The organism is Candidatus Pseudothioglobus sp. uisw_070 (assembly GCF_059512545.2).
On sequence record NZ_CM183456.2, the window covers coordinates 646,249 to 671,766 of the forward strand.

At 36.1% G+C, this 25,518-nt stretch carries 34 protein-coding genes and 2 tRNA genes; 20 read left to right on the forward strand and 16 right to left on the reverse strand.

All coding sequences use genetic code 11. The features are described from left to right. The first annotated feature begins 44 nt into the window (after nucleotides 1-44). Nucleotides 45-1,283: an FAD-dependent oxidoreductase gene (locus AC5YGD_RS03190; protein WP_496142091.1), complete on the forward strand. Its 1,239-nt coding sequence runs from the start codon at nucleotides 45-47 to the stop codon at nucleotides 1,281-1,283. A 36-nt stretch (nucleotides 1,284-1,319) separates the two neighbouring features. On the opposite strand, the gene der is transcribed toward AC5YGD_RS03190, so the two are convergent. From der to rpsF, 10 genes are all read right to left on the reverse strand, one after another. Beyond that, nucleotides 1,320-2,711 (reverse strand): ribosome biogenesis GTPase Der, encoded by a 1,392-nt coding sequence (der, locus tag AC5YGD_RS03195; RefSeq protein ID WP_496142092.1) that lies wholly within the window; start codon nucleotides 2,709-2,711, stop codon nucleotides 1,320-1,322. 20 nt (nucleotides 2,712-2,731) lie between these two features. Further along, entirely contained in the window at nucleotides 2,732-3,349 is a 618-nt protein-coding gene (locus AC5YGD_RS03200) for a tetratricopeptide repeat protein (RefSeq protein ID WP_496142093.1), read from the reverse strand. Continuing rightward, nucleotides 3,346-4,611 carry a histidine--tRNA ligase gene (hisS, locus tag AC5YGD_RS03205; RefSeq protein ID WP_496142094.1) on the reverse strand — a complete coding sequence of 422 codons (1,266 nt, stop codon included), beginning with the start codon at nucleotides 4,609-4,611 and terminating at the stop codon, nucleotides 3,346-3,348. The genes AC5YGD_RS03200 and hisS overlap by 4 nt, the downstream gene beginning before the upstream one ends. Before the next feature lie 86 nt (nucleotides 4,612-4,697). Next, nucleotides 4,698-5,600 (reverse strand): 5'-nucleotidase, encoded by a 903-nt coding sequence (locus tag AC5YGD_RS03210; protein WP_271541173.1) that lies wholly within the window; start codon nucleotides 5,598-5,600, stop codon nucleotides 4,698-4,700. Then, complete coding sequence (locus AC5YGD_RS03215) at nucleotides 5,582-6,046, reverse strand: DUF1249 domain-containing protein (protein ID WP_496142095.1); 465 nt, start codon at nucleotides 6,044-6,046, stop codon at nucleotides 5,582-5,584. Before AC5YGD_RS03215 ends, AC5YGD_RS03210 begins: the two co-directional genes overlap by 19 nt. After that, entirely contained in the window at nucleotides 6,043-6,744 is a 702-nt protein-coding gene (locus AC5YGD_RS03220; RefSeq protein WP_496142096.1) for a metallophosphoesterase, read from the reverse strand. Before AC5YGD_RS03220 ends, AC5YGD_RS03215 begins: the two co-directional genes overlap by 4 nt. A 33-nt stretch (nucleotides 6,745-6,777) precedes the next feature. Next, complete coding sequence (dnaB, locus tag AC5YGD_RS03225) at nucleotides 6,778-8,220, reverse strand: replicative DNA helicase (RefSeq protein WP_271537521.1); 1,443 nt, start codon at nucleotides 8,218-8,220, stop codon at nucleotides 6,778-6,780. Nucleotides 8,221-8,295: 75 nt separating this feature from the next. Continuing rightward, entirely contained in the window at nucleotides 8,296-8,751 is a 456-nt protein-coding gene (rplI, locus tag AC5YGD_RS03230; RefSeq protein ID WP_416679118.1) for a 50S ribosomal protein L9, read from the reverse strand. A gap of 8 nt (nucleotides 8,752-8,759) precedes the next feature. After that, entirely contained in the window at nucleotides 8,760-9,017 is a 258-nt protein-coding gene (gene rpsR / locus AC5YGD_RS03235; RefSeq protein WP_271541182.1) for a 30S ribosomal protein S18, read from the reverse strand. A gap of 9 nt (nucleotides 9,018-9,026) precedes the next feature. Beyond that, entirely contained in the window at nucleotides 9,027-9,404 is a 378-nt protein-coding gene (gene rpsF / locus AC5YGD_RS03240) for a 30S ribosomal protein S6 (protein WP_496142097.1), read from the reverse strand. Nucleotides 9,405-9,573: 169 nt separating this feature from the next. On the opposite strand from rpsF, the gene AC5YGD_RS03245 reads away from it, so the two are divergent. The 11 genes from AC5YGD_RS03245 (at nucleotide 9,574) to AC5YGD_RS03295 (ending at nucleotide 15,551) form a co-directional block, all read left to right on the forward strand. Beyond that, complete coding sequence (locus tag AC5YGD_RS03245) at nucleotides 9,574-10,251, forward strand: copper homeostasis protein CutC (RefSeq protein ID WP_496142098.1); 678 nt, start codon at nucleotides 9,574-9,576, stop codon at nucleotides 10,249-10,251. Further along, complete coding sequence (locus tag AC5YGD_RS03250; protein WP_496142099.1) at nucleotides 10,235-10,900, forward strand: transglycosylase domain-containing protein; 666 nt, start codon at nucleotides 10,235-10,237, stop codon at nucleotides 10,898-10,900. Before AC5YGD_RS03245 ends, AC5YGD_RS03250 begins: the two co-directional genes overlap by 17 nt. Beyond that, nucleotides 10,900-11,556, forward strand: a complete 657-nt coding sequence (tsaB, locus tag AC5YGD_RS03255) for a tRNA (adenosine(37)-N6)-threonylcarbamoyltransferase complex dimerization subunit type 1 TsaB (RefSeq protein WP_496142100.1) — start codon at nucleotides 10,900-10,902, stop codon at nucleotides 11,554-11,556. The genes AC5YGD_RS03250 and tsaB overlap by 1 nt, the downstream gene beginning before the upstream one ends. Nucleotides 11,557-11,582: 26 nt before the next feature. Further along, nucleotides 11,583-12,320 carry a heme ABC transporter permease CcmC gene (locus tag AC5YGD_RS03260; protein WP_496142101.1) on the forward strand — a complete coding sequence of 246 codons (738 nt, stop codon included), beginning with the start codon at nucleotides 11,583-11,585 and terminating at the stop codon, nucleotides 12,318-12,320. Beyond that, on the forward strand, nucleotides 12,317-12,484 hold the full coding sequence (ccmD, locus tag AC5YGD_RS03265; RefSeq protein ID WP_271541192.1) for a heme exporter protein CcmD: 168 nt from the start codon (nucleotides 12,317-12,319) through the stop codon (nucleotides 12,482-12,484). Before AC5YGD_RS03260 ends, ccmD begins: the two co-directional genes overlap by 4 nt. Then, nucleotides 12,481-12,942 (forward strand): cytochrome c maturation protein CcmE, encoded by a 462-nt coding sequence (gene ccmE, locus AC5YGD_RS03270; RefSeq protein WP_496142343.1) that lies wholly within the window; start codon nucleotides 12,481-12,483, stop codon nucleotides 12,940-12,942. Before ccmD ends, ccmE begins: the two co-directional genes overlap by 4 nt. Beyond that, the gene (locus AC5YGD_RS03275) at nucleotides 12,939-13,460 is read left to right on the forward strand and encodes a DsbE family thiol:disulfide interchange protein (protein WP_416688016.1); all 522 of its coding nucleotides are present in this window, start codon (nucleotides 12,939-12,941) and stop codon (nucleotides 13,458-13,460) included. Before ccmE ends, AC5YGD_RS03275 begins: the two co-directional genes overlap by 4 nt. Before the next feature lie 157 nt (nucleotides 13,461-13,617). After that, nucleotides 13,618-13,890, forward strand: coding sequence for an HU family DNA-binding protein (locus AC5YGD_RS03280; RefSeq protein WP_271541196.1), 273 nt, complete (start codon nucleotides 13,618-13,620; stop codon nucleotides 13,888-13,890). Nucleotides 13,891-13,947: 57 nt separating this feature from the next. Further along, nucleotides 13,948-14,023 (forward strand) — tRNA-Val (locus AC5YGD_RS03285). A gap of 7 nt (nucleotides 14,024-14,030) precedes the next feature. Continuing rightward, nucleotides 14,031-14,107 (forward strand) — tRNA-Asp (locus tag AC5YGD_RS03290). Between the two features lie 82 nt (nucleotides 14,108-14,189). After that, on the forward strand, nucleotides 14,190-15,551 hold the full coding sequence (locus AC5YGD_RS03295; protein WP_496142102.1) for an MATE family efflux transporter: 1,362 nt from the start codon (nucleotides 14,190-14,192) through the stop codon (nucleotides 15,549-15,551). A gap of 43 nt (nucleotides 15,552-15,594) precedes the next feature. Here the strand turns inward: AC5YGD_RS03295 and AC5YGD_RS03300 are convergent, their stop codons facing one another. After that, nucleotides 15,595-15,963 carry a cupin domain-containing protein gene (locus AC5YGD_RS03300; RefSeq protein ID WP_496142103.1) on the reverse strand — a complete coding sequence of 123 codons (369 nt, stop codon included), beginning with the start codon at nucleotides 15,961-15,963 and terminating at the stop codon, nucleotides 15,595-15,597. A gap of 161 nt (nucleotides 15,964-16,124) precedes the next feature. Between AC5YGD_RS03300 and AC5YGD_RS03305 the strand changes: the two genes are divergently transcribed. Further along, the gene (locus AC5YGD_RS03305; RefSeq protein WP_496142104.1) at nucleotides 16,125-16,901 is read left to right on the forward strand and encodes a surface-adhesin E family protein; all 777 of its coding nucleotides are present in this window, start codon (nucleotides 16,125-16,127) and stop codon (nucleotides 16,899-16,901) included. Between the two features lie 63 nt (nucleotides 16,902-16,964). Here the strand turns inward: AC5YGD_RS03305 and AC5YGD_RS03310 are convergent, their stop codons facing one another. Next, nucleotides 16,965-17,510, reverse strand: a complete 546-nt coding sequence (locus AC5YGD_RS03310) for a hypothetical protein (protein WP_496142105.1) — start codon at nucleotides 17,508-17,510, stop codon at nucleotides 16,965-16,967. A 215-nt stretch (nucleotides 17,511-17,725) separates the two neighbouring features. Here AC5YGD_RS03310 and AC5YGD_RS03315 point away from each other — a divergent pair, with 215 nt between their 5' ends. Further along, on the forward strand, nucleotides 17,726-17,956 hold the full coding sequence (locus AC5YGD_RS03315; RefSeq protein WP_496142344.1) for a peptidase: 231 nt from the start codon (nucleotides 17,726-17,728) through the stop codon (nucleotides 17,954-17,956). Between the two features lie 62 nt (nucleotides 17,957-18,018). Here the strand turns inward: AC5YGD_RS03315 and AC5YGD_RS03320 are convergent, their stop codons facing one another. Further along, complete coding sequence (locus tag AC5YGD_RS03320) at nucleotides 18,019-19,026, reverse strand: zinc-binding dehydrogenase (RefSeq protein WP_496142106.1); 1,008 nt, start codon at nucleotides 19,024-19,026, stop codon at nucleotides 18,019-18,021. Nucleotides 19,027-19,135: 109 nt separating this feature from the next. Between AC5YGD_RS03320 and AC5YGD_RS03325 the strand changes: the two genes are divergently transcribed. Beyond that, the gene (locus AC5YGD_RS03325) at nucleotides 19,136-19,441 is read left to right on the forward strand and encodes a winged helix-turn-helix transcriptional regulator (protein ID WP_271541207.1); all 306 of its coding nucleotides are present in this window, start codon (nucleotides 19,136-19,138) and stop codon (nucleotides 19,439-19,441) included. 104 nt (nucleotides 19,442-19,545) lie between these two features. Here the strand turns inward: AC5YGD_RS03325 and AC5YGD_RS03330 are convergent, their stop codons facing one another. The 3 genes from AC5YGD_RS03330 to AC5YGD_RS03340 form a co-directional block, all read right to left on the reverse strand. Next, nucleotides 19,546-19,911, reverse strand: coding sequence for a DoxX family protein (locus tag AC5YGD_RS03330; protein WP_496142107.1), 366 nt, complete (start codon nucleotides 19,909-19,911; stop codon nucleotides 19,546-19,548). Nucleotides 19,912-19,979: 68 nt separating this feature from the next. Beyond that, nucleotides 19,980-20,243: a hypothetical protein gene (locus tag AC5YGD_RS03335; RefSeq protein WP_496142108.1), complete on the reverse strand. Its 264-nt coding sequence runs from the start codon at nucleotides 20,241-20,243 to the stop codon at nucleotides 19,980-19,982. Between the two features lie 54 nt (nucleotides 20,244-20,297). Continuing rightward, the gene (locus AC5YGD_RS03340; protein WP_496142109.1) at nucleotides 20,298-20,444 is read right to left on the reverse strand and encodes a hypothetical protein; all 147 of its coding nucleotides are present in this window, start codon (nucleotides 20,442-20,444) and stop codon (nucleotides 20,298-20,300) included. A 197-nt stretch (nucleotides 20,445-20,641) separates the two neighbouring features. Between AC5YGD_RS03340 and AC5YGD_RS03345 the strand changes: the two genes are divergently transcribed. The 5 genes from AC5YGD_RS03345 (at nucleotide 20,642) to doeB (ending at nucleotide 25,506) form a co-directional block, all read left to right on the forward strand. Further along, nucleotides 20,642-21,538 (forward strand): LysR substrate-binding domain-containing protein, encoded by an 897-nt coding sequence (locus tag AC5YGD_RS03345; RefSeq protein WP_496142111.1) that lies wholly within the window; start codon nucleotides 20,642-20,644, stop codon nucleotides 21,536-21,538. A gap of 168 nt (nucleotides 21,539-21,706) precedes the next feature. Beyond that, entirely contained in the window at nucleotides 21,707-22,591 is an 885-nt protein-coding gene (locus AC5YGD_RS03350) for an EamA family transporter (protein ID WP_496142113.1), read from the forward strand. A 233-nt stretch (nucleotides 22,592-22,824) separates the two neighbouring features. Next, entirely contained in the window at nucleotides 22,825-23,169 is a 345-nt protein-coding gene (locus AC5YGD_RS03355; protein WP_416653118.1) for a P-II family nitrogen regulator, read from the forward strand. A gap of 12 nt (nucleotides 23,170-23,181) precedes the next feature. Then, entirely contained in the window at nucleotides 23,182-24,396 is a 1,215-nt protein-coding gene (amtB, locus tag AC5YGD_RS03360; protein WP_496142114.1) for an ammonium transporter AmtB, read from the forward strand. A 120-nt stretch (nucleotides 24,397-24,516) separates the two neighbouring features. Continuing rightward, nucleotides 24,517-25,506: a N(2)-acetyl-L-2,4-diaminobutanoate deacetylase DoeB gene (gene doeB, locus AC5YGD_RS03365; RefSeq protein ID WP_496142115.1), complete on the forward strand. Its 990-nt coding sequence runs from the start codon at nucleotides 24,517-24,519 to the stop codon at nucleotides 25,504-25,506. Nucleotides 25,507-25,518 lie beyond the last annotated feature (12 nt).

A 25,518-nucleotide genomic window follows, 5' to 3' on the forward strand; every position in this document is an offset into this window, starting at 1 on the left:
TTATTTGTATTAAACATTGTTAATCGTTATTAAAATCTTGTCCAATGCTAAAAACTGATGTAGTTATTTTGGGTGGAGGAGTAATAGGCTTATCCATTGCTCTAAAGATGCTAAATGCTGGCAGAGAGGTAATTCTTTTAGATCCTGAAGAGCCAGGAATTGGAACCTCTTACGGTAACGCTGGAACAATAGCTGAATATGCGGTTCTACCTATTGGTTCTCCTGAAATTATAAAAAAAATACCATCTTTATTGTTTAATAAAAATAGCCCTATTTCTATAAAGCGCTCTGAAATTCTCTCATTAGCACCATGGCTGATTAGATTTTTGTACCAATCCATGCCCAAGCAAGCTGCTAAAAACGCCCAGGCAATTACAGATCTTCTAGCAAATTCACGACTTCGTTGGGAAGAGCTTGCAGATCAGATAAATGGCAAATCTTTATTAAATAGGAATGGCAATATCTACTTATATAAAACAGATTCTTCCTATGAATCTGGCTTGAAGGATATTAATAATCGGAAGAAGTATGGTTTAAATGCCGAAATGTTAAACCCATCAGAACTTAATAAGCTAGAGCCAAATTTGAATTTTTCTGAGGGCGGCGCATCTTATTTTCCAGATGGAGCTTATATGAGTGATCCTGGAAAAATGACAAAACTATTGTTAGATGCAAGTGTTAAAAAAGGATGTCAGGTTATTAAGAAAGCAGCCAATAGAATTGAGAGGATTAGTGAAGGAGTTAAGGTAACTTTAGCAGATAAATCAGAAGTTATATCCAAACATCTAGTCATAGCGGCTGGTGCATACTCCAAGAAATTTGCAAAACAGGCTGGGGACAATATTCCTTTAGATGCTGAACGTGGATATCATGTTGAATATGACATGAAAGATCCATTATTAAATAGACCTTGTTGCTCTGCAGAGAGCGGTTTTTATATGTCTCCAATGACTGGAAGATTAAGAGTTGTTGGAACTGTTGAGCTTGGAGGGCTCAGTCCAGAAATCTCTAGGCATAGAGTAAACCACTTAGAAAAAGGAGCTTTAAGTTTTTTTCCAGACCTAGGAAAACCAAGTAGGGAATGGCTGGGTTTTCGTCCATCAATTCCAGATAGTAAACCAGTTATTTCTCAATCTAGTAAAGGTAATGATATTATTTATGCCTTTGGACATGGTCATATTGGGCTAACTTTGGCGCCAGTTACCGCAGAAATTGTTGAGTCGATTATTACCAAGTCTAAGCCCCCAATTCCAATTTCTGAATTCTCAGTCCAAAGGTTCTGATAATAATCACACCTTTAACTTTGTTACATTTCAAGTTTATTTCTTTTTAACGAATCTCATTAGGCGTTTCTTTTTTTGGACTTGTCGGGCTGAAAGAATATTCTTCCTATCTTTAAATGGATTTTCACCACTCTTATATTGGATTTTTACAGGTGTATTTGTAAGTTTTAAAGATGTAATAAAGAAATTCTTTAAAAATCGTTCATAGCTACTCGGAACGCTATCAACATGATTACCATGAAAGGTAAAAGTTGGTGGAAAAACATCAGATTGATTTACAAACTTTAATCTAAGTCGTCTGCCAGCAACGGGGGGAGGAGAGTGCGCTTTATTAGCTTGTTCTAGAATTCTATTAAGTTGTGAAGTTGGGTGTCTACGTCCAGCATGCTCAAAAGATCTTTTAATGGGTTCAAATAATTTTCCAACACCAGATCCATGAAGGGCTGAAATATAATGAACTGAGGCATAGTTTATAAATGAAAGCTTAATATCAAGTTTTCTTTTTACTTCACTTTTTTGATAATCATCCAAACCATCCCACTTATTAATTGCTATTAAAAGTGCACGACCTTTGTCTGCTATCATTCCTAAAAGAGTAGCATCCTGTTCAGTCACGCCTTCGTGAGCATCTAAAACTAGAACCACAACATGAGAATCTTCAATGGCATCTTTAGCTTTAATAATACTAAAAATTTCAACTTTATGGCTGACACTTCTTTTGCGCCTTATTCCAGCTGTATCAATTAGTGTGTACTGCTGACCTTCTCGCTCAAAAGGGATAAAAATCGAGTCACGAGTTGTTCCAGGAAGATCGACCGCCATAACCCTTTCTTCTCCCAATATACGGTTTATGAGTGTTGATTTACCAACATTAGGTCTACCCAAAACAGCTACTGCAATTCCCTTAACTTCTGGGATTATGTCTTCTGTTGCAGCGGGAAGAAGTGGAATTGTTTTTTCAATAAGATCTGGAATTCCTTGATTATGCTCAGCTGATATAAGGCAAGGATCCCCTAGTCCGAGTTCATAAAATTCTGCAGCTGAACTTTTATTTAACCCTTCGGCCTTATTGCATACTAAGATAATATTTTTGCGGAGTTTTCTCAGCTGAGAAGCAATATCTAGATCAAGAGAAGTAACGCCATCTTTATTGCTGACAATAAAATAGATTACATCAGACTCATTAAGCGCATTGAGTACTTGGGCATGTATCCCAGAATCAATAACTGATTCTTCGTGTGTCATTCCGCCAGTATCAACAATTGTGCAATGAATGTCATCTTCAAGCTCTATATTAACGTATTGACGATCACGCGTTAAACCTTCAAAATCAGAAACGAGGGCCTGACGAGACTTGCTAAGACGATTAAATAGTGTCGACTTGCCTACATTAGGCCTGCCAACCAATGAGATGATGGGGTAGCTCACAATTTTCTAAAAAATTTATATTAATTCAGATCGTCTAACTTAATCTGAATTAGTTGGGTAAGGCTTGAGTTAGCAGTTATATTTTCGATTGCAAGGCTATAGTATTTTTTAGCTTCTTCTTTGTTGCTAAGATCTAAATAAATATCACCAGTTAGATTGTAAAATAAACCAGAAAATCCTTCCCCAGCATCAACATCAAGAATTGCAAGTGCTTCATTATGTTCACCAAGCTCTAAGTGAAGTGAAGCTGATCTTAAAATGGCAGTTGAAGCTATAACAACATTTTCACGACTTATTAGAGGCTTTAGAGCGTCTAGAGCAAGAGCATAATTACCAGCTTCAAATAAATATTTAGCCATTAAGAACGTTGCTTGATCAGCATAACTGCTTGAAGAGTGATCCTTAATAAGCTTATCGTAAGCCCCAATATTAGTGGAATCTGAAGCATAACTTAAATATAAAGTTCTAGCATTCAAAGCTTGACTATCTTGATAATCACCATATGAATTCCAGCCAAATACTCCTGCAAGACCAAGAACTGCTCCACTAATAATTTGCTTACCGTTACTATTCCACCATTTTTTAATTTTGTCGACTTGCTCTTCTTCCGTGTCGCTAATTTCTATAAAATTTTTCATAATATCTCCTGAAGATGCTGAATGATACCCTCAAGCTTAATCGATTGCTGGACTCCTTGGCCTTTTAAGGGCTTAATACTTAACTGATTATTTGATAACTCCTCTTCTCCAAGAATTAAAGCAAAGTCAGCATTAGACTTATCTGCTTTTTTCATTTGGCTTTTTAGGCTACCCATGCTTAAGTCGTTACTAAGTGTAATGTTAGGGAGTGCCTGAAGAATTTTTTTGGACAGCTTCATTGACTCAATCTGTGCCTTATCACCTAGGGTAACAAAATAGAGTTGACATCTCTTGATAACAATTTGACTTTTTTTGTCTTGAATTAGAAGAGCTATTCTCTCTAAGCCCATTGCAAAGCCAATTGCTGGTGTAGGACTGCCACCCATTTTTTCAACTAAACCATCATATCTCCCACCACCACAAATAGTGCCTTGTGACCCTAAATCGTTTGAAATCCACTCAAATACAGTTTGATTGTAGTAGTCTAATCCCCTTACAAGTTTTGGGTTAACCTCATAAGGAATATCTAGATTATCTAAATAGGTTTTTAAAATAGTAAAGTGCTCTTTAGATTCATCATCTAAATGATCAATCATTTTGGGGGCATTTGAAATTAATAACTCAAGGTCTTTATTTTTACTATCCAAAATTCTTAAGGGATTTGTTTTTAATCGACGCAAACTATCTTCATCCAGTTGGCTTATATTTTCATTAAAAAAGGCTGTAAGAATATTTCTATAAGCAGATCGACTTTCTTTTGAGCCTAGTGAATTAATTTCTAATCTTGCATTGATTCCAAGAGATTTCCAGAGTGAATCTGTAATAGATATTAATTCAGCATCAATTTTGGCATCAGAAGCTCCAAAAACTTCTGCCCCTACTTGGTGGAATTGTCGGTATCTTCCCTTTTGAGGTCTTTCATGCCTAAACATTGGGCCATTATAAAAAACCTTTTGTATTCCTTCGCGCGGCAAATTATGCTCAATCATCATTCTAACTACGCTAGCTGTGCCTTCAGGCCTTAAAGTTAAAGAATTACCATTACTGTCTTCCCATGTGTACATCTCTTTTTCTACAATGTCTGTCACTTCTCCGATTGCACGAGAAAAAGTTTCAGTACTTTCAACAATTGGAGTGCGGCAATATTTATAGCCGTAAGAGATAAGGAGATTACTAATAATTTCATCCAAAGAATTCCAAAGGGTGGAGTCTGCTGGCAACAGATCATTCATTCCTCGAATGGCTTGGATTTTATTTGACATCAGTAAACTTTAAATAATAATAATTCGTATTTTACCAATTAAATCTCATGGTGAGTTTAAGCAATAATTAAGTTCTATTTAAAATGCTATAAATTTTTAATTCCACTAGGGACATGACCAGTAGAAACATACTGAGATGCTGAGTCACAATGCTGCTGCTGATCATCAAAAAAAATATCTGCTCCAAACTCTCTTAGAAAGACACCTTTTTCAAGACCACCAAGAAAAAATGACTCATCTATGCGTATCCCCCATTCTCTCATGGTGTGAATAACTCTTTTATGCGCTGGGGCTGATCTTGCAGTAACTAATGCAGTTCTTATAGGATTATTTTCTTCAGGAAATGTTGATTGAATTTTTTGTAAAGAGACCAGAAAAGATTTAAATGGACCAGCTTTTAGTTTAATTTTTTCAGACAGGACTTCGTTTTCATGAAAAGCTTCAAGACCCTTCTCTTGAAATATTTTTTCAGATTCATCCGAAAAAATAACGGCATCCCCGTCAAAGGCAATTCTGAGTTGAGAGGGATGACTATGGTTTGATTTTGACTCAATAATTGATGCAGCTGCATAGCCTGACTTTAAAGCTTTTTGAACATCATTATAGTTACTAGATAGAAACAAATCCGCTTCAAAGGCACCAACAAAAGGGTGGGTACTTTCACCACGAGTAAACGCTGCTCTTGAAATATTTAAACCATAATGCTCGATTGAGTTAAAAATTCTTAGGCCTGTATCAGCACTATTTCTTGAAAGTAAGATGACATCAATTGGCGTTGTTTTACTATTTAATTTAAGTAATTTTTTAACCAAAGTAAACCCTACACCTGGTTCAAGAACTACTTGCTCATTTTCTTGTTGGTGTTTTGCGTATGCCTTGATGCCTTCATTTTTAAAAATTTGGTGTGAGTAATCAAGATTAAACAATGCCCTTGAGGAGATTGCAATGACTAATTTCGTGCTTTCAGTTTTTATTTGCTTTTTGACCATTCAGCACCATTGTACCTTTCCAAACAATAATCTAGCCACCTTAGCATGAAGAGATTAAGCTCTAATTGAAAGGCTAAATCACTGCAGTCAGTAATTAAAGGATGAGAGTCATTAATTCTTGTTTCTTTGCAGATTGAGGTAACCTCTAAAAGTCTTGCATCAAAATAAATCTTGAAACAAATATCTGGCCGATTAATAATTACCTCTTGAGACTTAATCTTATGAGTTAAAGTATATGTACCAGTATATGGGGCCTTATCATGGCAAAGTAAAAACAGGTCATTAGATGGTTTTTTTATTCCAACAAAGTCATCCTTAATAGAAGGTAGAAGAGGTATAAGTCTAGAAATTTTTTTAAAGTTAAGTTCAAAAATGTCAGATATATTTGAGTAAGTTACTTTTTTTTGGTTATGAATTAATTTATTTAGTATTTGATCGTTTGTCATAGCCACACTGTGTCACAATTAATCTCACCTTTATCACTCAAATTGAAGTGGTTATAGCCAATCATTTCAGGACCATTAAATTGAAGAGTAGTCGATGGACATGAAAAGAGTTTTACATTATTTCTATTAAATTCAGAGCTTTGATGAGCGTGACCCCAAATAACTGCCTTAATTTTACTAAACTTATCTATAGTATGAAAAAAATCATCTGAATTTTCTAAAGATTTTTTATCATCCCAATCACTTTCCATAGAAATTGGTGGGTGATGAAGGCAAAGAACAATAAATTTTTTAGTTGAAGATAAAATTTTTTTAGTTAGTAATTCAAGTTTTGCTTTATTTAAAAAACCACTAGTTTTATTTTCTTGAACAGAATCTATTGAAATTATTTCCCAATCAGCAATTGTTAGTTTTGTTAAATAATGCTCACGAAATGCTGAGAATAAATTTAATTTATTGTCATGATTTCCGGGGAGAATAAATAGATTATCACTGATTGGCTGGATTATGTCTTTAAGTGTTGAGTAGGAAGAGGCGGTTCCATTATGAGCCAAGTCACCACTAATTATTAGTGCGTTATAATTTCTATTAGAAATACTTTTTACTATAGTGTTAAGATTTTTTTGAGAGTCAGTACCCCATACATTTTTTTCATCATCTATGTGACAATCACTGATTTGAATAAAGGAGTAGTTCATGGAATCTAGTTTGAAAGGTTTTTTAAAGGTACTTTAGAAGTCGCCTTGATCAAAATTTGTCATATTTTTAACATAGGATGCGTCCATTTGATCATCACTTACACCCTGAAATCTATCTTCAAAAGCTAAATCTTCAAATTTAGAATACTGTCCTACAAAGGCTAGTTTTATATTACCAGTCGCACCATTTCTATGCTTCGCTATTCTTAAGTCAGCCTTTCCCACTTCTTCTGGATTAGTATAAGCATCATCATGATAAACTTCATCACGATATATAAATCCAATAATATCAGCATCTTGCTCAATGGAGCCAGATTCACGTAAATCAGCCATTTGAGGTATTCTTCCTTTACCAGTTTTTGTGCGCGACTCTACACCTCGATTAAGCTGAGAGAGTGCAATCACTGGAACATTAATTTCTTTAGCAAGTGCTTTTAATGAGCGGGAAATTTCTGAGATTTCTTGAACTCTATTTTCTGATTTTCCATGAACAGTCATTAATTGTAAGTAATCTATCATGATCAAGCCAAGATCAGGATATTTTCTTTTGAGTCTTCTACATTTTGCGCGAATTTCAGTTGGCGTGATTGAAGGCGTTTCATCAATCAAAATTGTATTCTCTTCAAAGGCTCTTACTGCATGATTAAAGCTATTCCAATCAATTTCAGACATATCACCATCGCGTAACTTACTGGAGTCTATTCGTCCAAATGATGAAATCATCCTTATTACTAATTGTTCCATCGGCATCTCAAGACTAAAAACCGCAACAGGCGTTGAATTATGAATAGCTACATGCTCTACAATATTCATTGATAGGGCTGTTTTACCCATACTTGGCCTTCCTGCAATAATAATAAGATCGCCATTTTGAAGTCCTGATGTTAATTTGTCTAATTCAGAAAAACCCGTCTCAGTTCCCTTAAAGCCTTTCTTTTCTTGCATTTCATGAACGCGATTAACCACATCTTTGATAATATCTTTTACATTTGTAATTTCTTGTTTGTTACGACTTACCTGTTCTGCAATTTCAAAGATTTTTCTTTCAGATAAATCTAGTAAATTGTTTACTTCGATATCTTTTGGGTGGAAGGCAGTATCGGCAAGCTCTCTTCCAATCTTGATTAATTGTCTAAAGATTGATAGCTCTCTTACATGCTTTGCATAAGCATCAATATTTGAAACGCTTGGCGTGTTTTCTGCAATTTGAGCTAGATAAGCAAAACCTCCAATAGATTCCTCATCATGTGTCTTAATAACTTGCTCTTTAACGGTAAGAATGTCTGCGGGCTTGTCATGTTCAAGCAGGATAACTATTGCGTCATAGATGATGCGATGAGAGGCTTGATAGAAGTCATCAGAGCTAATTATGTTAACTACATTATCCCAAGAATCATTATGCAATAAAAGGCCGCCCAGAACTGATTGCTCAGAGTCAATTGAATTTGGCGGTATTTTTGGGTTTTCAATATCCATTAGCGCAGTTTAGAAAAATAAAAAGCCCTCAAAAAGGGCTCTTTATTTTAACTTACTTATGTGATTTGAATTAACTTATTCTGCTTCAGTCGCAGCGATAACTATTACTTTAACTGTTACAACAACTTCTGCATAAAGAGAAACTGTAACTTCATATTCACCTATATTTCTTATGGCTTCAGGCATATTAATGTCTCTTTTTTCAACCTCAAAGCCTTGTGCAAGAAGATTTTCAGCAATATCAGCTGGACTAACAGAGCCGTAAAGTTTTCCTTCTTCACCTGCATTGGCTGTAATTGTGCATACAACATCTGACATGGCAGTTTCTTTTGATTGAGCGTCCGTCATTGCTGCAAGTTCTTTAGCTTCAAGATCTGCACGTATTGTTTCAAAAGTAGCCATATTAGCTTTATTTGCTGGCTTAGCTTTACCCTGAGGGATTAAATAGTTTCGGGCATATCCAGACTTAACGTTTGCAATATCACCAAGGCTACCTAATTTTTCATTTTTTTCTAATAAAATTACTTTCATGAGGTCTCCTATTTTTTGTGTTTGTCAGTGTATGGAATTAACGCCAAGAATCTAGCTCGTTTAATCGCAGTAGTAAGCTGTCTTTGGAATCTAGCAGTTGTGCCAGTTATTCTTGATGGAGTTATTTTTCCACTGTCATCAATGTTTCTTAGTAAAGTTTCAACATCTTTATAATCGATTTCCTTAACACCAGCTTTTGTAAAACGACAAAAACGGTTGATAGGGATTTGAAATTTACGTCTTTTAGTTACTTGTTTTTTAGCCATTACAATCTCCTATTTCTTGTCAGCAACACGATCTTTGGTTTTGTCTTTACCATGATCTTTATCTTTGTCAGATTCTGTAACCATAACTGATGGTTCAGTAATAGCCTCTTTTTTAGAAATTATTAAGTTTCTAAGAATAGCATCATTAAATCGGAAGTTATAGTTCAATTTATCGAGAGTATCTTTGTCACACTCAATATTCATCATTAAATAATGTGCTTTATAGATTTTATCGATTGGGTAGGCGAGGTGTTTGCGACCCCAGTCTTCATGTCTGTGAACCATTCCACCACCTGCAGTGATTAGTTCTTTGTATTTTTCAATCATTGTCGTTACCTGAGAGCTTTGATCAGGGTGGACAATGAGGGTTATTTCATAATGTCTCATTAACATCTCCTTATGGGTTAAAAAAAGCTTGCCAACGTAAGCTGATCAAGCAAGGAAGGGGGTATTTTATACTACTTAATTTATATTTATCAATTATTTGTTGTTGATATCGTATTATGTAGGCATTAAGATGAACTGTTTAAAATAACTCTATTTTATATTTGACTACATGGAAACTAAACTGGAAGTTTGCATTGATAATTTAGCTGGTTTGGAGGCCTGTATTAAGGGCAATGCCGATAGAATAGAGCTTTGTAGCTCTCTAATTCATGGCGGACTAACTCCAGAAGTTAATTTAATGAAACATGCTTCACATGCTGAAATTCCTGTTCGTGTTATGGTTCGCCCAAAAAGTGGTAATTTTCATTATTCATCCATAGATTTAAGACAAATGAAAAACGATATTGATATGGCTCGTTCTTTTGGCTTTGAAGGTGTTGTTTTTGGAGCTACGTTAGTCAATGGGGAGATTGACCAAACTTTTCTAGAGAAACTTGTCAAGCACGCTCTTGGATTAAAAAAAACTTTACATAGAGCTATTGACACAGTAGCTGACCCAATTGCAGCAGTAGACATTGCTACAAATTTAGGTTTTGATTGTATTCTATCCTCAGGAGGTTTTAAAACGGCTAATGAAGGTCTATTAGTCCTCAATGATATGCAAAGAAGAGCTTTGGGTAAAATCGAAATTATGCCTGGCTCTGGTGTTAATCCAAAAAACGCTCACAAGATTGCTAAGAGCTCTAACTTTAAGTGGCTTCATTCTTCTTGCTCGAGCTTACTCAAAAATAGTCCGTTTACTGACGCTAATAAAATTATAAGTATAAAAAATGAAACCAATTACTAGTTCATGGATTAAACGAATACTTTTATTATGTTTAGTCATTTTTATTTCATATGCTTTGTATTTAAATAGTTTAGTAAAGGCTGAATTTTCTTCAGATATAGAATCAATAGAGGATGTAATTCAAGCTGATTATTCTTTTGATGATTATCCTAAAGACTTGGTTAATATGCTTTTATTGGTTGAGGATCAATCATTTTTTAATCATTATGGTGTTGATTTTAAGGAGATATTAAGAGTTTTATATGGGTATTTATTCGATGAAAAAGAGCTTAGAGGCGCAAGCACAATAACCCAACAGCTAATAAAAAATTCACTTCTCTCAAGAGACCAAACATTAACTAGAAAAACTAAAGAGTCATTGATGGCAATCTTTTTAGAGCTGTCATATGACAAAAAATTCATTCTTGAGAGATATATGAATACGGTATATTTAGCCCAACAAGGCTCCACTGCTTTTCATGGCTTTGCTAGTGGAAGCTTGTACTATTTTAATAAAGATGTAAGTAGTTTAAATTTAAAGGAAATGGCTACGCTTATTGCATTATTAAAAGGCCCTTCTTATTATAATCCTGCGAATTTTCCTGATCGCCTTAAAAGTCGTGTTGAAATGATTTTGTCGATGCATAAAAACTATAAAAGAATAATTTGATGAATATACTTGCCATAGATACTTGTACTGAGGTTGCATCAGTTACATTATATTCTTCTGGATTCAGAACGAGTAGAGTGCTAACAAACGTTGACAAAAGCTCTGGACACATTTTAAAGCTCTGTGACGAAGTTTTTCATGAGTCAGGAAAGCAACTAAAAGAAATTGATTTAATTTCCTATTCAAAAGGCCCAGGTGCTTTTACAGGTGTGAGAATGTGTATTGGTGTTGTTCAGGGGCTTTCACTTTCTTGCAGTATTCCTACCATTGGTTTTTCAACACTTGAATTGTTAGGATTTAGGGCATCTAAAATACTTAAAAAAGAGAAAATTGCCATTGCGCTTGATGCTCGTATGGGAGAGGTTTACTGGGCAGTTTATGATCATGGTGTTATTAATAAGATGAAAATTTGTGGCCCTGAAGATGTTGATTGCCTAGGAGATGATTTTGTGGGCGTAGGAACAGGATGGGCAGTTCATTATGATAAATTACATACAGCTTCTAATGTTGAGGAAACTGACCTTACTATATGCCCCGAAGCATCCGAATTGGTAGATTTGTCGATTCATGCAATTGAGCTGGGTCAAAATCCAACATTTGAACTCCCACAACCAATATATTTACGAAACAACGTCGCTCAAAAATCATTAAAATAAAATCTTTTTTTTAGCTTTTTTTAGTTATGTGGAAATGGATTCAAAGGCAGTCGTCTCCTAAATTTTTTTATCAAACCTGTTCCAACTTAACCCCTTGGTTTTTTTGGCCTTTTATTGGTTTTTTAGTTATTGGTCTATACTGGGCGCTTATCGTTTCTCCTGCGGATTATCAACAAGGAGATGGCTACAGAATTATTTTTATTCATGTACCTAGTGCGATTTTATCAATGATGGTTTATGCAATTATGGCTATTGCTGGAGGTATTGGACTTATCTGGCAGATTAAGATGGCTGAAGTAGTTGCAAAGGTTTCAGCTCCTATTGGTGCTGCCTTTACAATTATTGCATTAGTGACAGGAGCTGTCTGGGGAAAGCCAATGTGGGGCGCTTGGTGGGTTTGGGATGCAAGACTAACCTCAGAGCTTATCTTGCTTTTTTTATATTTAGCTTATATGTCTCTAAATAATGCGTTTGATAACCCAAGAACTGCGGCTAAATCAAGCTCAATCCTAGCGTTAGTTGGTTTAGTGAATCTACCCATTATTCATTATTCAGTTAAGTGGTGGAATACACTTCACCAGGGTTACTCAGTTGGCACTGGTGGTTTAAAAGATCCTGATATGCAAATTGCACTAGCGCTAATGTTCGTTGCCTCTATATTTCTTTATGCATTATTAGTCGCTATTAAAGCTAAAACTGAGGTTTTAATTCGTGAGCAAAATTCGCGGTGGGTTCAAGAAGAAGTTACTGGAGCAGTCTCATGACAATGGTAGAGTATTTTTCCTTTCTTCCTTATGGTAAATATGCATTTTATGTGTGGCTAGCTTACGGCGTTTCTGCGATAACAGTTATTACTCTGTTCTTAAGTGCTAATAGGAATCATAAAAAAGCCTTAATCAATCTACAAAATAAGTACTCAAGAAAATAATGACCCGAAGACAAAACCGTATGCTTCTTGTTGCACTTCTTTTATTTGGCGTGTTTTCAGCTGGCTATTTAGGCATTAAAGCGTTCAATGAAAATCTTTTATATTTCTATACCCCAACTGATGTAGCTAATGGGAAGGCGCCAATTGGAAAAAGTTTTAGAGTGGGTGGGCTCGTTGAAAAAGATAGTGTTCTAAGACGAGACATGATGGTAAGCTTTGTTGTGACAGATAATAATAAATCAATTGAAGTAAACTATCAAGGCATTCTGCCTGATCTTTTTAGAGAGGGGCAGGGGGTTGTTACGAGTGGATCATTGACTTCAAAGTGCGTTAAAAATTTGCTTGATAAGGAATGCAAATATACATTTCTAGCGACAGATGTATTGGCTAAGCACGATGAAAACTATATGCCACCTGAAGTTGCCGCCGCATTACAATCGATTGAGGCAAAAGAATGAAAAAACTAATTCCATTAATTGTATTTATTATTATTGCAGTGTTTTTGTTTTTGAGTCTTAATTCAGATCCAAGCAAACTGCCTTCTCCACTTCTAGGAAAAATGTTTCCTAGTATTCAAGGTAAAGATTTTTACACAGATGAGACTATTGAAGTTTCAGATCTGCTAGCTAGTAATATGACTTTAGTAAATGTTTGGGCTTCATGGTGCACTACCTGTCGAAAAGAGCATCAAATGATTATGAATATTGCTGAAAATACAGACTTACAAATGATAGGTATTGACTACAAAGATACTAGGGAAAATGGTGCAAAGTATTTAGAAATTATGGGCAATCCTTTTGATGAAATTATATTTGATCCAACTGGTAAGATTGGAATGGATCTTGGAGTTTATGCAACGCCTGAGACTTTCTTAGTTAATGAAGAAGGCGTTATTCTGTATAAGCATATTGGTGAAATTGACCAAAATGTTTGGGATGAAAAATTTGCTATTCACTTGAAATCCATTGAAAGTTAAAGTATTTTTATGAAAATTGCATATTATGCAATATTTTATTTGTATTTAATTGCTAGATATGGCTTGAGACAGGGGTTTAATGATGTATAATTCTTTTTGAACGCCATAATATATTTTGGTTTTTGTTAAATTTACAAACATATAAGGATTATGAACAATGAATAAATCAGATTTAGTTTCAGCCATTGCTGACAACTCAGGTTTATCTAAGGCAGACGCAGCTCGCGCTTTAGATGCAACAACTAGCACTATTACTGGCGCATTAGCAAAAGGCGATTCAGTTGCCATTACAGGTTTTGGTAGTTTTCTAGTTAGAGCACGTGCAGCTCGAAGCGGCCGTAACCCACAAACAGGTGCTACGATTCAAATTAAAGCTTCAAATGCTCCAGCATTTAAAGCAGGCAAATTATTAAAGGAATCTGTTAACTAGATAGATTTTTGTCAGTATAATATGCCCGATTCCTGAAGTGATTCGGGCATTTTTTTTGGGCGCTTAGCTCAGTTGGGAGAGCATCGCCCTTACAAGGCGAGGGTCACAAGTTCAAGTCTTGTAGCGCCCACCAAAAAATTGGAGCGGTAGTTCAGTTGGTTAGAACGCCTGCCTGTCACGCAGGAGGTCGCGGGTTCGACCCCCGTCCGCTCCGCCAATTTTAATAGATTACAAGCTCTCATTGCTTTGATTAAATTGTGTGAAAATGGCATTCATTAAAAATATAGATTCGAATTCCAATGAATGTTGACCTAACTAAAGATAATGAGGCGCTTAATGGCGAAATTTTCCCTACGTTCGTTAGATATCTGATTCCCTCTGTTCTGGGATTAATTGCCATGACATCCTCCTCATTGGTGGACGGCATTTTTATTGGAAACTATGTGGGCATTACTGCTCTAGCTGCAGTTAATCTTATTATTCCAATAATTACTCTGCTATTCGGCGTTAGTATGATGATGTCGATTGGTGGGTCAGTTAGAGGTGGAAAGTATCTTGGCGAGGGAAATAAGGCAGCTGCATCCTCAATTTTCAGTAAGTCACTAATTTTTATGACTCTTTATGGTATTGCATCTATTGCTCTGACCTTAGTATTTGAAGAGCAGATATTTGCGAGTCTTGGTGCTACTAAAGAGCTGTTTCCAGTGATGAGTGAGTACTACCAGATCATCATGCCATTTGTCATTTTCCAGTTGATTATTATCCCTCTGTATTTCTTTATCCGTTTAGATGGCTTACCTAATCTTGCCGCCATTGCACTTGGAGTTGGCGCAGTAGTTAATATAGCATTGGATTATTTATTTATTGCAGTTTATGATTGGGGATTAACTGGTGCAGCGTGGGCAACAGGCATATCAGAAGTTTTATCGCTATTAGTTATTTTGTTTTATTTTTTTATGCCAGAAAGAACGTTAAGTTTTAGTTTTCGACAGAACAACTGGATGGAAGTATTCAAGGCAGCATACAACGGAATCTCTGAATTTATTAATGAGGTATCTGGAGCTATTATTGCCTTTATTTTTAACTGGATGCTTATTCAGAGGGCTGGAGTTGACGGCGTTGCAGCCATTACTGTTGTAAACTATATGTTGATGACAGGATTCATGATGTTCTTTGCCATCGAGGACACGAGTCAGGTGATGATTTCTCAAAATTATGGAGCTCAAAATGCACAGCGCACTCGAGCCTTTCTTAAAACTGCTTGCGTTATAGTTGCTTTATTAAGTTTATTTTTTATAACTATATTGCTTACAGCAAGTGAGCCTTTGATTTATCTATTTGTTAATGAGAAGGATAGCGACCAGACTGTGATCTTGGCTTTGGAATTTGTGACTTATGTTTGGCCAATTTTTATTTTTGCTGGCTTTAATATGATGATAACTGGTTACTTAACTGCTATTCATCTGCCTTTTCAGTCTGCGCTTTTAGCAATGAGTCGAGGATTGATTCTTCCGACTGGTCTTTTAATAATTTTTTATAGCTTGCTATCCGATTTTCGTTTTATTGCTGCTCTTTCAATCGCAGAAGGTGTTGCCTTTATCCTTGCTATAGCTCTATTTCTTCTATATAGTCCTCAAAAAGCAATCTCCAGAGCAAGATAAGGCCCAAAGATAGCGCCTTATTTATAAGCTCTTTTTATAGCTGTTAATTGTTATCCCATACTGCGAATGACTTACCTTGGTTATTGAACTCATAGCCAATAAAAGGCTCGTCACTAATGACTTCACCATCATGGCCTGGAGCAATAGAATACGCATCACCCGCATTAACAATCATTTCGGTGCCATCATCATGAGTAACACGCATACTTCCCTGAATACAAGCACCTAAATGTCCTGCTTGGCAACTATCACCTCCAACATGAGGTTTAATACACTCCGACCACATCCATCCTGGTTGAGCTGTTACTCTAATAGCTTTTACTGTTCCAAATTCAAGCACTTCTGCACGAGTCTTTTCTGGTGATATTAAATCATCAGGAGTATCAAAAGATTTTCTAACTAAGTTCGCCATAAAACTTCTCCTTTTATTTTAAAGAAATTTAATTATAGCTCAAAATTAATCCTACCTCATATATCAGAGAGATTTTATTCAGATTTGTTTCAGTAAAATCTTTATCTAAATAACTCCTAATCTTCATCTATCATTTGTATGTTCCATTTAGAATATTCACTATGAAAAATAAATTACTCTTATTATTATTGTCTTCTCTAATGCTCTCATTCAGCGCTTATGGTGAGTGGACAACTGTACTGCCAGGTAATAATTCCTCTTTATATATCGACTTTGAAACACTGGAAGAGCGAGAAGGATTCATTTATTGGCTTTATATGGATTCATGGACTGATGGGAGTGCCAAATCTAATGCACAGGGTGATTGTAATTTAAAGGGGTTTAAAGTTAATAAACGAGTTAATTTTTCAATGCCTATGGGAGAGGGTGAAGGTATTGAAAATAATATGGTTAGTTCTTGGGAATACTATGAGCCAAACACTGGTTATGAAATCTTATTAAATTTCATATGTCAAATGGCTAAGCTAAATCCTGAAGAACAAGCAATTCGTATTGAGGCGTTAACAAAAAGAAATGAAGAGTTTGAAAGACAAAGGAACGGGCTTAATAAAGATTCTGAAGTAGAACAAAGCTCATCTCGAATGAGTACTTTAAAGTCACCCTACATTAAGAGTGTTGAAGCAAATATTAAAGCGTTTTGGCGCTATGAAGGTGCAGAAGACAGTTGGAGTTGTGATGTTCTAATTAATCAAGCTGAGAATGGCGCTGTAGAGAGCGTAAAAATTCTAGGGTGTGCTTTACCTTTAATGTCAAAAAGCAATGCACAAGCATTTGGGGCGTCCATCAGAAGAGCAGTCTTCAAATCATCGCCTCTTCCACTTCCTCTAGATGAGGGAGCATTTGATAGAGAGATTGTATTTAAATTTAATGTTAAATAATCTTTAAACGTTCATTCATCCAAGTGAAAGTAAGCTTCTCATTCGCTTGTCTGAACTGGTTTATTAAGTTAGTTTAGGCTTGGTTAGGAAAGTTTTCAAGGCAAGTATTATTCCAACAAGGATAATCAAATAAGTTAGGCCTGCCATAGTCAATTTAAATATGTTAAGTCCAGAGCCCAATGAAACCAATGTTTCAGATATTGCGCCTGAAATTGAATAAGTTTTTAACATCAATAATTCAAGAAAATTCTCAGACCAATCGGCGATCATACCAAGGACAGTAGGAGCTACTAATAATAGACGCTTGCTTTTAAAGAAATACACAATCCAAGAGCCAAACATCACAGTATTAACAACGGCAAAAATTACGTCCCAAAACTTAAGGAATTGGCTATAGCAAAAAAGCTGAGCCTGGTCCCTTGCCTGAAAAAAACCTTGAACCATCTCTATATTATAATTAGCAAGACCAAGTGATTTTATCCCAATATCTATGCTGAAGCAGCTACTTAGAGGCACCCAAACAAATGATATGTACAAGACAAATAATAAGGTAAATCCTATAGCAAAATATAGATTTTTGTGATTCTTTGGATTAATTATTTTGTTCATATTCTTACCTATTAATGAGAATAGTTAATGTCAGCACTCAATCTGACTTAAGACAAATATACGCTATAACAATCTCAAATTTTTAATTTTTAGACACTATCAGAGTTCATTAATCTGAGTAATCAACAATAACTTATTTCTCAAAAATTAAACTAAACTTTAAATTTGGTTCAAGTTGGCATATAATCCTATTTTTTCTAGGAAAGACTTGAGTGATGCGATTGGCTAAATATGAACAACAGTTGAAGTGGTTAGCGTTATTCCTAGGCATTCTCAGTACAATTGCAATTATCAATGACTTGTATCCTTACACAATGTTTATTGGACTTCCTTTTTGCTTAATCTGGGTTTACTGTGCTTGGCTTCATACTGAAAAACAACTGAAATGGATTAATATAATCTTTACTGGGCTTTATACATACGGCATAGCTAATTATTATTTCTAGCATTAACAAATTTCCCTCTAGCTATAAGTTAGAGAGAAATTTGATCTTAACTGGGCTTAAACTTATTCTACTATCTTCACGATAACTTTTCCTTTGGCGCGGCCTGTTGATAGATACTCAAGTGCTTGGATACTACTCTTAAAATCATACGTTTTGTCTATCACTGGCTTGATTGAGCCTGACTCATATAATTTTGCTAACTGTTTCAGCTGAGCGCCACTCGATGACATGAATAGAAACCGATACATTGCGTTCATTTTTGCAGCCGCCTTGGTAACTTTTCTAGCTTGGAAAGCTAAAATTAAACGTACAAACTTGTTTAGGCCAAACTGTTTTGCAGTAATGCTATCAAGAGCTCCTGATATAGATACTACCCGACCGCCATCTTTTAAAACTTTAAATGCGTTAAGTGTGTGTTCGCCTCCTAAAGTATCAAACACAACATCAAACTTAGTACCTTCATCAAGATAGCTGTGTTTGGTGTAATCGATAACCTTATCTGCGCCTAAATCCTTCACTAATTTAACATTTTTAGTGCTTGTGGTAGAGGTCACATTTGCCCCTAGATGTTTTGCAAGTTGAATGGCAATACTGCCAACTCCTCCAGATCCAGCGTGTATTAAAATACTTTCTCCAGAGGATAGTTTTGCCACATCTACAAGCGCCTGATAAGAGGTAAGACCAGCCAAAGGTATACTGGCGGATTCATCAAAGCTAAGATTTGAAGGAATGAGGGCAGCGTCGTTGTCATTTGAAATCACATACTCTGAAATAGTTCCAACAAAGTCCTCTGCTATTCTTGAATATACTTTATCTCCAGCTTTGAAGTTTTTTACATTTTTCCCGACTTTTTCAACAATACCACTGACATCTCTTCCAATACCCTTAGGAAATTGTATCTTTCCCATAGCCTTAAAGTCACCTCTAAGAATCTTATAATCAATTGGATTAAAGCTCGCAGAATGAGTTTTAATAAGTATTTGATTTTTACCAAAATTAGGAATAGGAACTTCTTGCACCTTTAAGCTTGTGCCTGCATCGCCATATTTTGTCATCATTAGTGATTTCATTTTTTATACCCTTATGTGTTGAATAAATTGTAAGATAGGTATTTTAGTGGTATATTACAAATATACAAGTACAAATATTTTTAATACTACTATATAAAATCATACTGATATGAGTAAAAATATAAATAATGAATCTCCTACAACCGTTGCTATCAAGTTAATTGGTGGCAAATGGAAGCTTTGTATTCTATGGCATTTATCACAAAAAAAAATGCGTTTTGGTGAACTTCAAAGATCAATTGGGGGTATTACTCAGCAAATGCTTTCTAAGCAATTGAAGGAGATGGCAGAAGACAATCTTGTTAATCGTAAGGTTTATGAGGTTATCCCTCCAAAAGTAGAGTACTCATTAACCTCTTATGGAAAGTCGGGTATTCCAGTACTTACAAATCTTTGTGAATGGGCTAATAAATAACCCATCTAAAGGGTCTAGGCTTTAGTGACGATAATTTGGTTTGTGCTAATTTAGGCCGCAATAACCTTCCTTAATAAATAAGGAAGGTTAATAAAAAAATTAAATTAACTCTTTATAGAGGCGCCTAACTGATCTCTATAAAAATACAGAATATAGGCAGCTAAAACTCCAAGCACGACAGGCGCAAATGCTCCAGGCATGCTAAGCGCAATGTGAGCAATGAAACCTCCTATCATGGTGCATACAAGAAGTGCCGCTCCAAAAACTTGTTTATTTGGTAGCCATATCAATACAACTGCAGTAACTTCGATTAAACCTGTTACATACCTGAACCATTGACCCCACCCGATAAGCTCATACATACCAACCATTTGCGCATCGCCTATAATTTTAAACGCGCCTGCACTTAAAAAGGCCAGCGACAAAAGAATTTTTACAAGCGGTATTAAATATTTATTTAATTTATTCATAATTTATTCCTATGATTTATATAAAAAACTCTCTAAAAAGAGAGTCGTGTTATTTTTGATTAGTGCCTTTATTCAACCAGTGATGTGATTCTTAACGAAGCGTGATTAACGCCAGCATTCTCTCTAAGTTCAATCATATTAGGCTCTTTTAGTTGCTTATCCTCGATTGAATTCATTTTGACAACTGTATATACATTACTTTCGTTGCCCTTTTCATGACCATAGGCCAATACTGTAACGTTATGTTTTAATCTCATAGCCTCGTTAGATTCAAATTCTTTCTTCCAGGCCTCATAACCTTTAGTCACTTCAAAGTTTGATATTACTTTCATATATCCCCTAATTTTTTATTAATAGCCCTCAAAAGAGGGCTACGCTATATTGAGTTACTCTGAATCTCCAAATGTAGCCTCTTTTTCGGCGTCAGTTTTAGCTTCATATTCCATTGGCGTTAACTCATGCCAACCAATACAATCTCCTGTTGGTGATCTACCGCAACCACATGTACCATTTTCATTTCTAACGTTTTCCATTGTTTTTTCCTTTAATATTGTAAAAACCAGATTATGATTATCAGTTCTGGCGGACTAACTAAAGAAGATGCCTGCGCGCATAAATAGCATCTAATCGTGTCAATTCTTTATTTACTTATTATTTATTGTTTCTAATAAATAAACAATATAGTAAAATATTAAAACAATGTTTTTATATGTAAACAATAAAATAGGCTATGGATTTAAATAAACTACTAATTTTTGCAAGAATAGTGGAGCATAAAAGCTTCACTAAAGCTGCGCAAGTTCTAGGTATGGATAAATCTACTATCAGCACAAAACTCTCACAGTTAGAAAGTCATCTAGGTGTTCGGTTGTTAAATAGAAGCACTCGAACGATTACATTGACTGAGTCTGGTGCAAAATACTATGAATATTGCAAGCAGGTAGTTGAAATAGCAGAGGAGGCTGATAGATTTTCATCATCTTTGGGGGTTGAGGTGTCAGGTACTCTTCGAATTTCAGCTACAAATACTTTTTCTCAAACATTAATTGAGTCAGCAATTAAACCATTTATGGATACACACTCAAAAATTAGTGTTGAATTGGTTATTGAAAATCGAACCACTGACTTCTATAAAGATAACATTGATGTAGCATTGAGATTGGCAATTGGACCTTTACAAGACTCATCTTTAATTGCAATAAAAATTTTTACTGGAGATATTGGACTTTATTGCTCCCCATCTTTTATAAAAGAGAATGGAATAATTCATAATTTCGACCAAATTGATCACGCAAATATGCTTGATCTTAATGTGCCTGGAAGACCTAAAATAACAGTTTCAAAGAATGGTATTTCACACACAATTCCCAATAAAAATAATCGGTTTAAAGTAAATGATGGACAGGTTATTAAGGAGGCTGCTATTGCCGGTATTGGTATTTGTTTTTTACCAAAAAATAGCGCATCTAACGCAGTAAAAAACAAAGAACTTGTGGAGATTTTTTCAGACTGGAAAATTGAGCCAGTCTCGGTTTATGCGGTCTATGCCAGTAGAGAGTGGATGCCTGAAAAACTCCGCGTATTTTTAAAATACTTAAAAGAACTTGATCAAAATTTATTGCAATAATTAGCTCTCATTAAATCAATTATTTCAATAAATTATGAAAAAAATACTCCTACTTCTACTCTCACTATTCTTTCTTAATTCTCCTGCGGTTTTTGCAGACTATTTTTGCAAATTTCCAAGTTGTAGATATAAGACTTGGGAAGAGTTTGCTAGAATTTGGAGTTATTGATGCGCCTTAACAGCAATATGAAAGGCGCCGCTCTGATGACGGCCTGTGTATCTGCATATGTTATTAATGATGCTTTTATGAAACTTCTATTTTCTGAGATTGCTTTATTTCAGGCAGTATTTCTACGAAGTATAATTACTGTTCCACCAATTTTGATCATGGTGTGGATCACCAAAGTGGCGATACGCAATCTTTCAAAACAGGACAAGCGCCTCATATTGGTGCGTGTGGGTGCTGAGATTTTTACAACAATCACTTTCCTGACAGCCCTCAAGCATATGCCATTAGCCAATGTCACCGCAATTTTACAGGCTTTACCGCTTGCTATAACAATGGCTGCAGCACTTTTCCTTGCAGAACCTGTTGGGTGGCGACGCTGGAGTGCCATACTTGTTGGCTTTGTTGGTGTTCTAATTGTTGTCCGGCCCGGTCTGGAAGGTTTTAATATTTATTCGCTTTCAGCCTTTATGGCGATTATTTTTCTTACTATAAGAGAAATTTCCACCCGTAAACTAAAAAGCGAAGCGCCGACCATCACCGTGGTTCTATCAACGGCTGTTGGCAGTACCTTGTTTGCTGGAATTATGATGATTGGTTCAGAGTGGGATACTGTTAGCGCAGTGTCATGGTTGCTCATTCTTGGTGCGGCTGTTGCCATTTTGATTGCTACTTTATTGAGTGTCATGGCTATGCGAATTGGCGACATTGGCTTCGTTTCTCCTTTTCGTTATACCTCTATGCTTGGAGCGATTGGGTTAGGTATTTTGATGTTTGGCGATTGGCCTGACCAACCGACTTTAGTTGGAACCCTTATTATAGTAAGTACAGGCATTTATACTTTTCATCGAGAACAAAAGGTTAGTAGAAAACCAACAACACAATAAATTGCTTTCCAGGTTTTGAAATATAAAAGAATATCACGTAATGAAACTGTTAAAATAGTCAGTAGTTAACATCCAAAGTTGGTTGTTAAGCAAGAACAATGACGTTTATTTGGGTTTATTCCTAGGTAAGCGTTTTTTTTCGTCAGCTTAAAGTTGAGTTGAACTGGTATAGAAGCCCACTTTCTTTTTTTAAGGAAGTGGGCTTTTTTGATTTTATTATATGGAGTATTAATATGAAAATGGTAACAGCGATTATTCAGCCAAAGCGATTAAGTGACGTAAGAGAAGCTCTTTCTGAGATAGAAGTAACTGGAATTACTGCAACTGAAGTTAAAGGTTTTGGTAGACAAAAAGGGCACACAGAGCTCTATCGAGGAGCAGAGTTTGTGGTTGAATTTTTACCCAAAGTAAAACTAGAGATTGCCATCACTGATGAGCAGCTCGAGCAGGTCATTGAGACCATCATTAAAGCATGTAAGATCAATGGTGGGAAGATTGGCGATGGTAAAATTTTTGTATCAAGTCTAGAGCAGGTCATCCGTATCCGTACGGGCGAAACTGGTCCTGAAGCGGTATAGGGGGAGGTAGCTATGGAAAATCAAATATTAGAATTACAATATGCTATGGATACTTTTTATTTTTTAGTAATGGGTGCTCTCGTCATGTGGATGGCTGCGGGTTTCTCAATGCTTGAGGCTGGCCTGGTTAGGAGTAAAAATACAGCAGAGATCTTAACTAAGAATATTGGTTTGTTTGCTATTGCATGTACGATGTACATGGTTTATGGCTATGACGTAATGTATGGCGGTGATGCATTCTTATCAGGGATTAGCGGGCAAGGTGAGTCCTACTCAAACGCAGCAGATTTTTACTTTCAAGTAGTGTTTGTTGCAACCTCAATGTCAATCGTCTCTGGAGCAGTGGCAGAGAGAATGAAGCTGTTTGCTTTCTTTGCTTTTGCAGTAATTTTTACAACAGTCATCTATCCATTAGAAGGTTCATGGACATGGGGCGGAGCAAGCGTTTTCGGTCTATATTCATTAAGTGACTTTGGATTTTACGACTTTGCAGGTTCTGGAATTGTACATATGGCAGGCGCTTCAGCAGCACTTGCAGGCGTTCTATTGCTTGGGGCGAGAAAAGGTAAGTATGACAAAGACGGAAAATCAATGCCAATTTTAGGTGCAAACCTACCTTTAGCAACTCTTGGAACATTTATTTTATGGATGGGTTGGTTTGGCTTTAATGGTGGCTCGGTATTAGCAATGGCTAGTAAAGAGAGTGCAGATGCAGTTGCAATGGTATTTGTTAATACTAATGCAGCAGCAGCTGGCGGAGTAATTGCAGCGCTTCTTTTTGCGAAATTGTGGTTTGGAAAAGCAGACTTAACAATGACACTAAATGGAGCCTTGGCAGGGCTTGTAGCAATTACTGCTGGTCCAGATACGCCGAGTGTTTTAGTGGCAACACTCATTGGAGCTGGTGGTGGAGTAATAGTCGTCTTGTCAATTGTCTGGTTTGATCGAAAACTCAGAATTGATGATCCAGTTGGTGCAATTTCAGTTCATGGAGTTGTTGGGTTGTTTGGTCTATTAGTAGTTCCACTTACTAATAATGATGCGACATTTTCTGGACAGTTGATTGGAGCACTAACCATTTTTGCCTGGGTATTTATCTCCTCTGGAGTTCTTTGGTATGTTCTTAAGTCTGTTATGGGAATTCGTATTAGTAAAGAAGATGAAGAGGAGGGCGCTGATATTTCTGAGTGCGGCTTAGAGGCTTACCCAGAGTTTGTAACTAAGTAGAGGAGTTTTAAAAACTTGCCAGTGGATTTTTTTGTCCACTGGCTAACCGCCACGCAAGATTGATAATATTAAAGCGCTCTAGTACAATGACGCTATATTATTTTTACATCTTAATTAGACATGAAAGATAGTCCAATAAGTTCAACCATTGACTTTGAAAAAGATGGCGTTCAGCATGGCTTTCTAAAGCTTCCGCATTCTCATGACGATTCTGCTTGGGGGTCAATTGTAATACCTATAACTGTTGCAAAAAATGGCCAGGGTCCAACCATTCTTTTTACTGGCGCCAATCATGGCGATGAATACGAAGGTCCAATAGCTCTGTTTGATTTGGCGAGTCAAATCAAAGCTGAAGATATTTCTGGGCGCGTCATCATTGTTCCTGGAATGAACTATCCTGCTTTTCAAGCAGGCAAGAGGACATCCCCAATTGATGGCGGCAATATGAACCGAGTTTTTCCTGGAGATCCTGAGGGCACTTTTACTGAGAAAATTGCGGACTACTTTAATCGCAACCTTCTTCCGCTTGCTGATTTTGTTCTAGATTTTCATTCTGGCGGAAAGACGCTTGATTTTCTGCCTTTTTGTTGTGCTCATGTATTGGAGGACAAAGAGCAGCAGGCTAAATGCATCGCAGCTATGAAGGCTTTTAATGCTCCACACTCTGTAATGCTTTTAGAGATAGATGCGGTTAATATGTACGACACTGCAGCTGAAAATATGGGTAAAGTTTTTATTAGTACCGAACTTGCTGGTGGTGGAACGACCTCTGCCTATACTGTCGGTATTGCTAAAAAAGGAATTCGAAATATTCTTCGTCATGCCGGAATTACTAAAGGTGAGATGGAAGTCGATGAAACGCTGAATTTAGATATGCCTGATGAGCGCTGTTATGTTTTTAGTGAAACAACGGGACTGGTCGAGCACTGTGTTGATCTTGGTGATAAAGTAAAGAAAGGTCAGCTTGTTGCTAAAGTCCATAATATAGAGCGAACAGGAACAGAGCCTGTTGAGTATTTTGCTGGAATTGATGGTATATATACAGGTCGCCACTTTCCAGGACATGTTGTTAATGGTGATTTTCTTGGTATCGTCGCAGTGCCTGTCTAGGGTTTATTCATC

Coding starts and splice junctions, on each gene's coding strand:
- AC5YGD_RS03190 (WP_496142091.1), top strand. CDS start 45: ATGCTAAAAACTGATGTAGTTATTTTGGGTGGAGGAGTAATAGGCTTA.
- AC5YGD_RS03200 (WP_496142093.1), bottom strand. CDS start 3,349: ATGAAAAATTTTATAGAAATTAGCGACACGGAAGAAGAGCAAGTCGAC.
- hisS (WP_496142094.1), bottom strand. CDS start 4,611: ATGTCAAATAAAATCCAAGCCATTCGAGGAATGAATGATCTGTTGCCA.
- AC5YGD_RS03210 (WP_271541173.1), bottom strand. CDS start 5,600: ATGGTCAAAAAGCAAATAAAAACTGAAAGCACGAAATTAGTCATTGCA.
- AC5YGD_RS03215 (WP_496142095.1), bottom strand. CDS start 6,046: ATGACAAACGATCAAATACTAAATAAATTAATTCATAACCAAAAAAAA.
- AC5YGD_RS03220 (WP_496142096.1), bottom strand. CDS start 6,744: ATGAACTACTCCTTTATTCAAATCAGTGATTGTCACATAGATGATGAA.
- dnaB (WP_271537521.1), bottom strand. CDS start 8,220: ATGGATATTGAAAACCCAAAAATACCGCCAAATTCAATTGACTCTGAG.
- rplI (WP_416679118.1), bottom strand. CDS start 8,751: ATGAAAGTAATTTTATTAGAAAAAAATGAAAAATTAGGTAGCCTTGGT.
- rpsR (WP_271541182.1), bottom strand. CDS start 9,017: ATGGCTAAAAAACAAGTAACTAAAAGACGTAAATTTCAAATCCCTATC.
- rpsF (WP_496142097.1), bottom strand. CDS start 9,404: ATGAGACATTATGAAATAACCCTCATTGTCCACCCTGATCAAAGCTCT.
- AC5YGD_RS03245 (WP_496142098.1), top strand. CDS start 9,574: ATGGAAACTAAACTGGAAGTTTGCATTGATAATTTAGCTGGTTTGGAG.
- AC5YGD_RS03250 (WP_496142099.1), top strand. CDS start 10,235: ATGAAACCAATTACTAGTTCATGGATTAAACGAATACTTTTATTATGT.
- tsaB (WP_496142100.1), top strand. CDS start 10,900: ATGAATATACTTGCCATAGATACTTGTACTGAGGTTGCATCAGTTACA.
- AC5YGD_RS03260 (WP_496142101.1), top strand. CDS start 11,583: ATGTGGAAATGGATTCAAAGGCAGTCGTCTCCTAAATTTTTTTATCAA.
- ccmD (WP_271541192.1), top strand. CDS start 12,317: ATGACAATGGTAGAGTATTTTTCCTTTCTTCCTTATGGTAAATATGCA.
- AC5YGD_RS03275 (WP_416688016.1), top strand. CDS start 12,939: ATGAAAAAACTAATTCCATTAATTGTATTTATTATTATTGCAGTGTTT.
- AC5YGD_RS03280 (WP_271541196.1), top strand. CDS start 13,618: ATGAATAAATCAGATTTAGTTTCAGCCATTGCTGACAACTCAGGTTTA.
- AC5YGD_RS03295 (WP_496142102.1), top strand. CDS start 14,190: ATGAATGTTGACCTAACTAAAGATAATGAGGCGCTTAATGGCGAAATT.
- AC5YGD_RS03300 (WP_496142103.1), bottom strand. CDS start 15,963: ATGGCGAACTTAGTTAGAAAATCTTTTGATACTCCTGATGATTTAATA.
- AC5YGD_RS03305 (WP_496142104.1), top strand. CDS start 16,125: ATGAAAAATAAATTACTCTTATTATTATTGTCTTCTCTAATGCTCTCA.
- AC5YGD_RS03310 (WP_496142105.1), bottom strand. CDS start 17,510: ATGAACAAAATAATTAATCCAAAGAATCACAAAAATCTATATTTTGCT.
- AC5YGD_RS03315 (WP_496142344.1), top strand. CDS start 17,726: ATGCGATTGGCTAAATATGAACAACAGTTGAAGTGGTTAGCGTTATTC.
- AC5YGD_RS03320 (WP_496142106.1), bottom strand. CDS start 19,026: ATGAAATCACTAATGATGACAAAATATGGCGATGCAGGCACAAGCTTA.
- AC5YGD_RS03325 (WP_271541207.1), top strand. CDS start 19,136: ATGAGTAAAAATATAAATAATGAATCTCCTACAACCGTTGCTATCAAG.
- AC5YGD_RS03330 (WP_496142107.1), bottom strand. CDS start 19,911: ATGAATAAATTAAATAAATATTTAATACCGCTTGTAAAAATTCTTTTG.
- AC5YGD_RS03335 (WP_496142108.1), bottom strand. CDS start 20,243: ATGAAAGTAATATCAAACTTTGAAGTGACTAAAGGTTATGAGGCCTGG.
- AC5YGD_RS03340 (WP_496142109.1), bottom strand. CDS start 20,444: ATGGAAAACGTTAGAAATGAAAATGGTACATGTGGTTGCGGTAGATCA.
- AC5YGD_RS03345 (WP_496142111.1), top strand. CDS start 20,642: ATGGATTTAAATAAACTACTAATTTTTGCAAGAATAGTGGAGCATAAA.
- AC5YGD_RS03350 (WP_496142113.1), top strand. CDS start 21,707: ATGCGCCTTAACAGCAATATGAAAGGCGCCGCTCTGATGACGGCCTGT.
- AC5YGD_RS03355 (WP_416653118.1), top strand. CDS start 22,825: ATGAAAATGGTAACAGCGATTATTCAGCCAAAGCGATTAAGTGACGTA.
- amtB (WP_496142114.1), top strand. CDS start 23,182: ATGGAAAATCAAATATTAGAATTACAATATGCTATGGATACTTTTTAT.
- doeB (WP_496142115.1), top strand. CDS start 24,517: ATGAAAGATAGTCCAATAAGTTCAACCATTGACTTTGAAAAAGATGGC.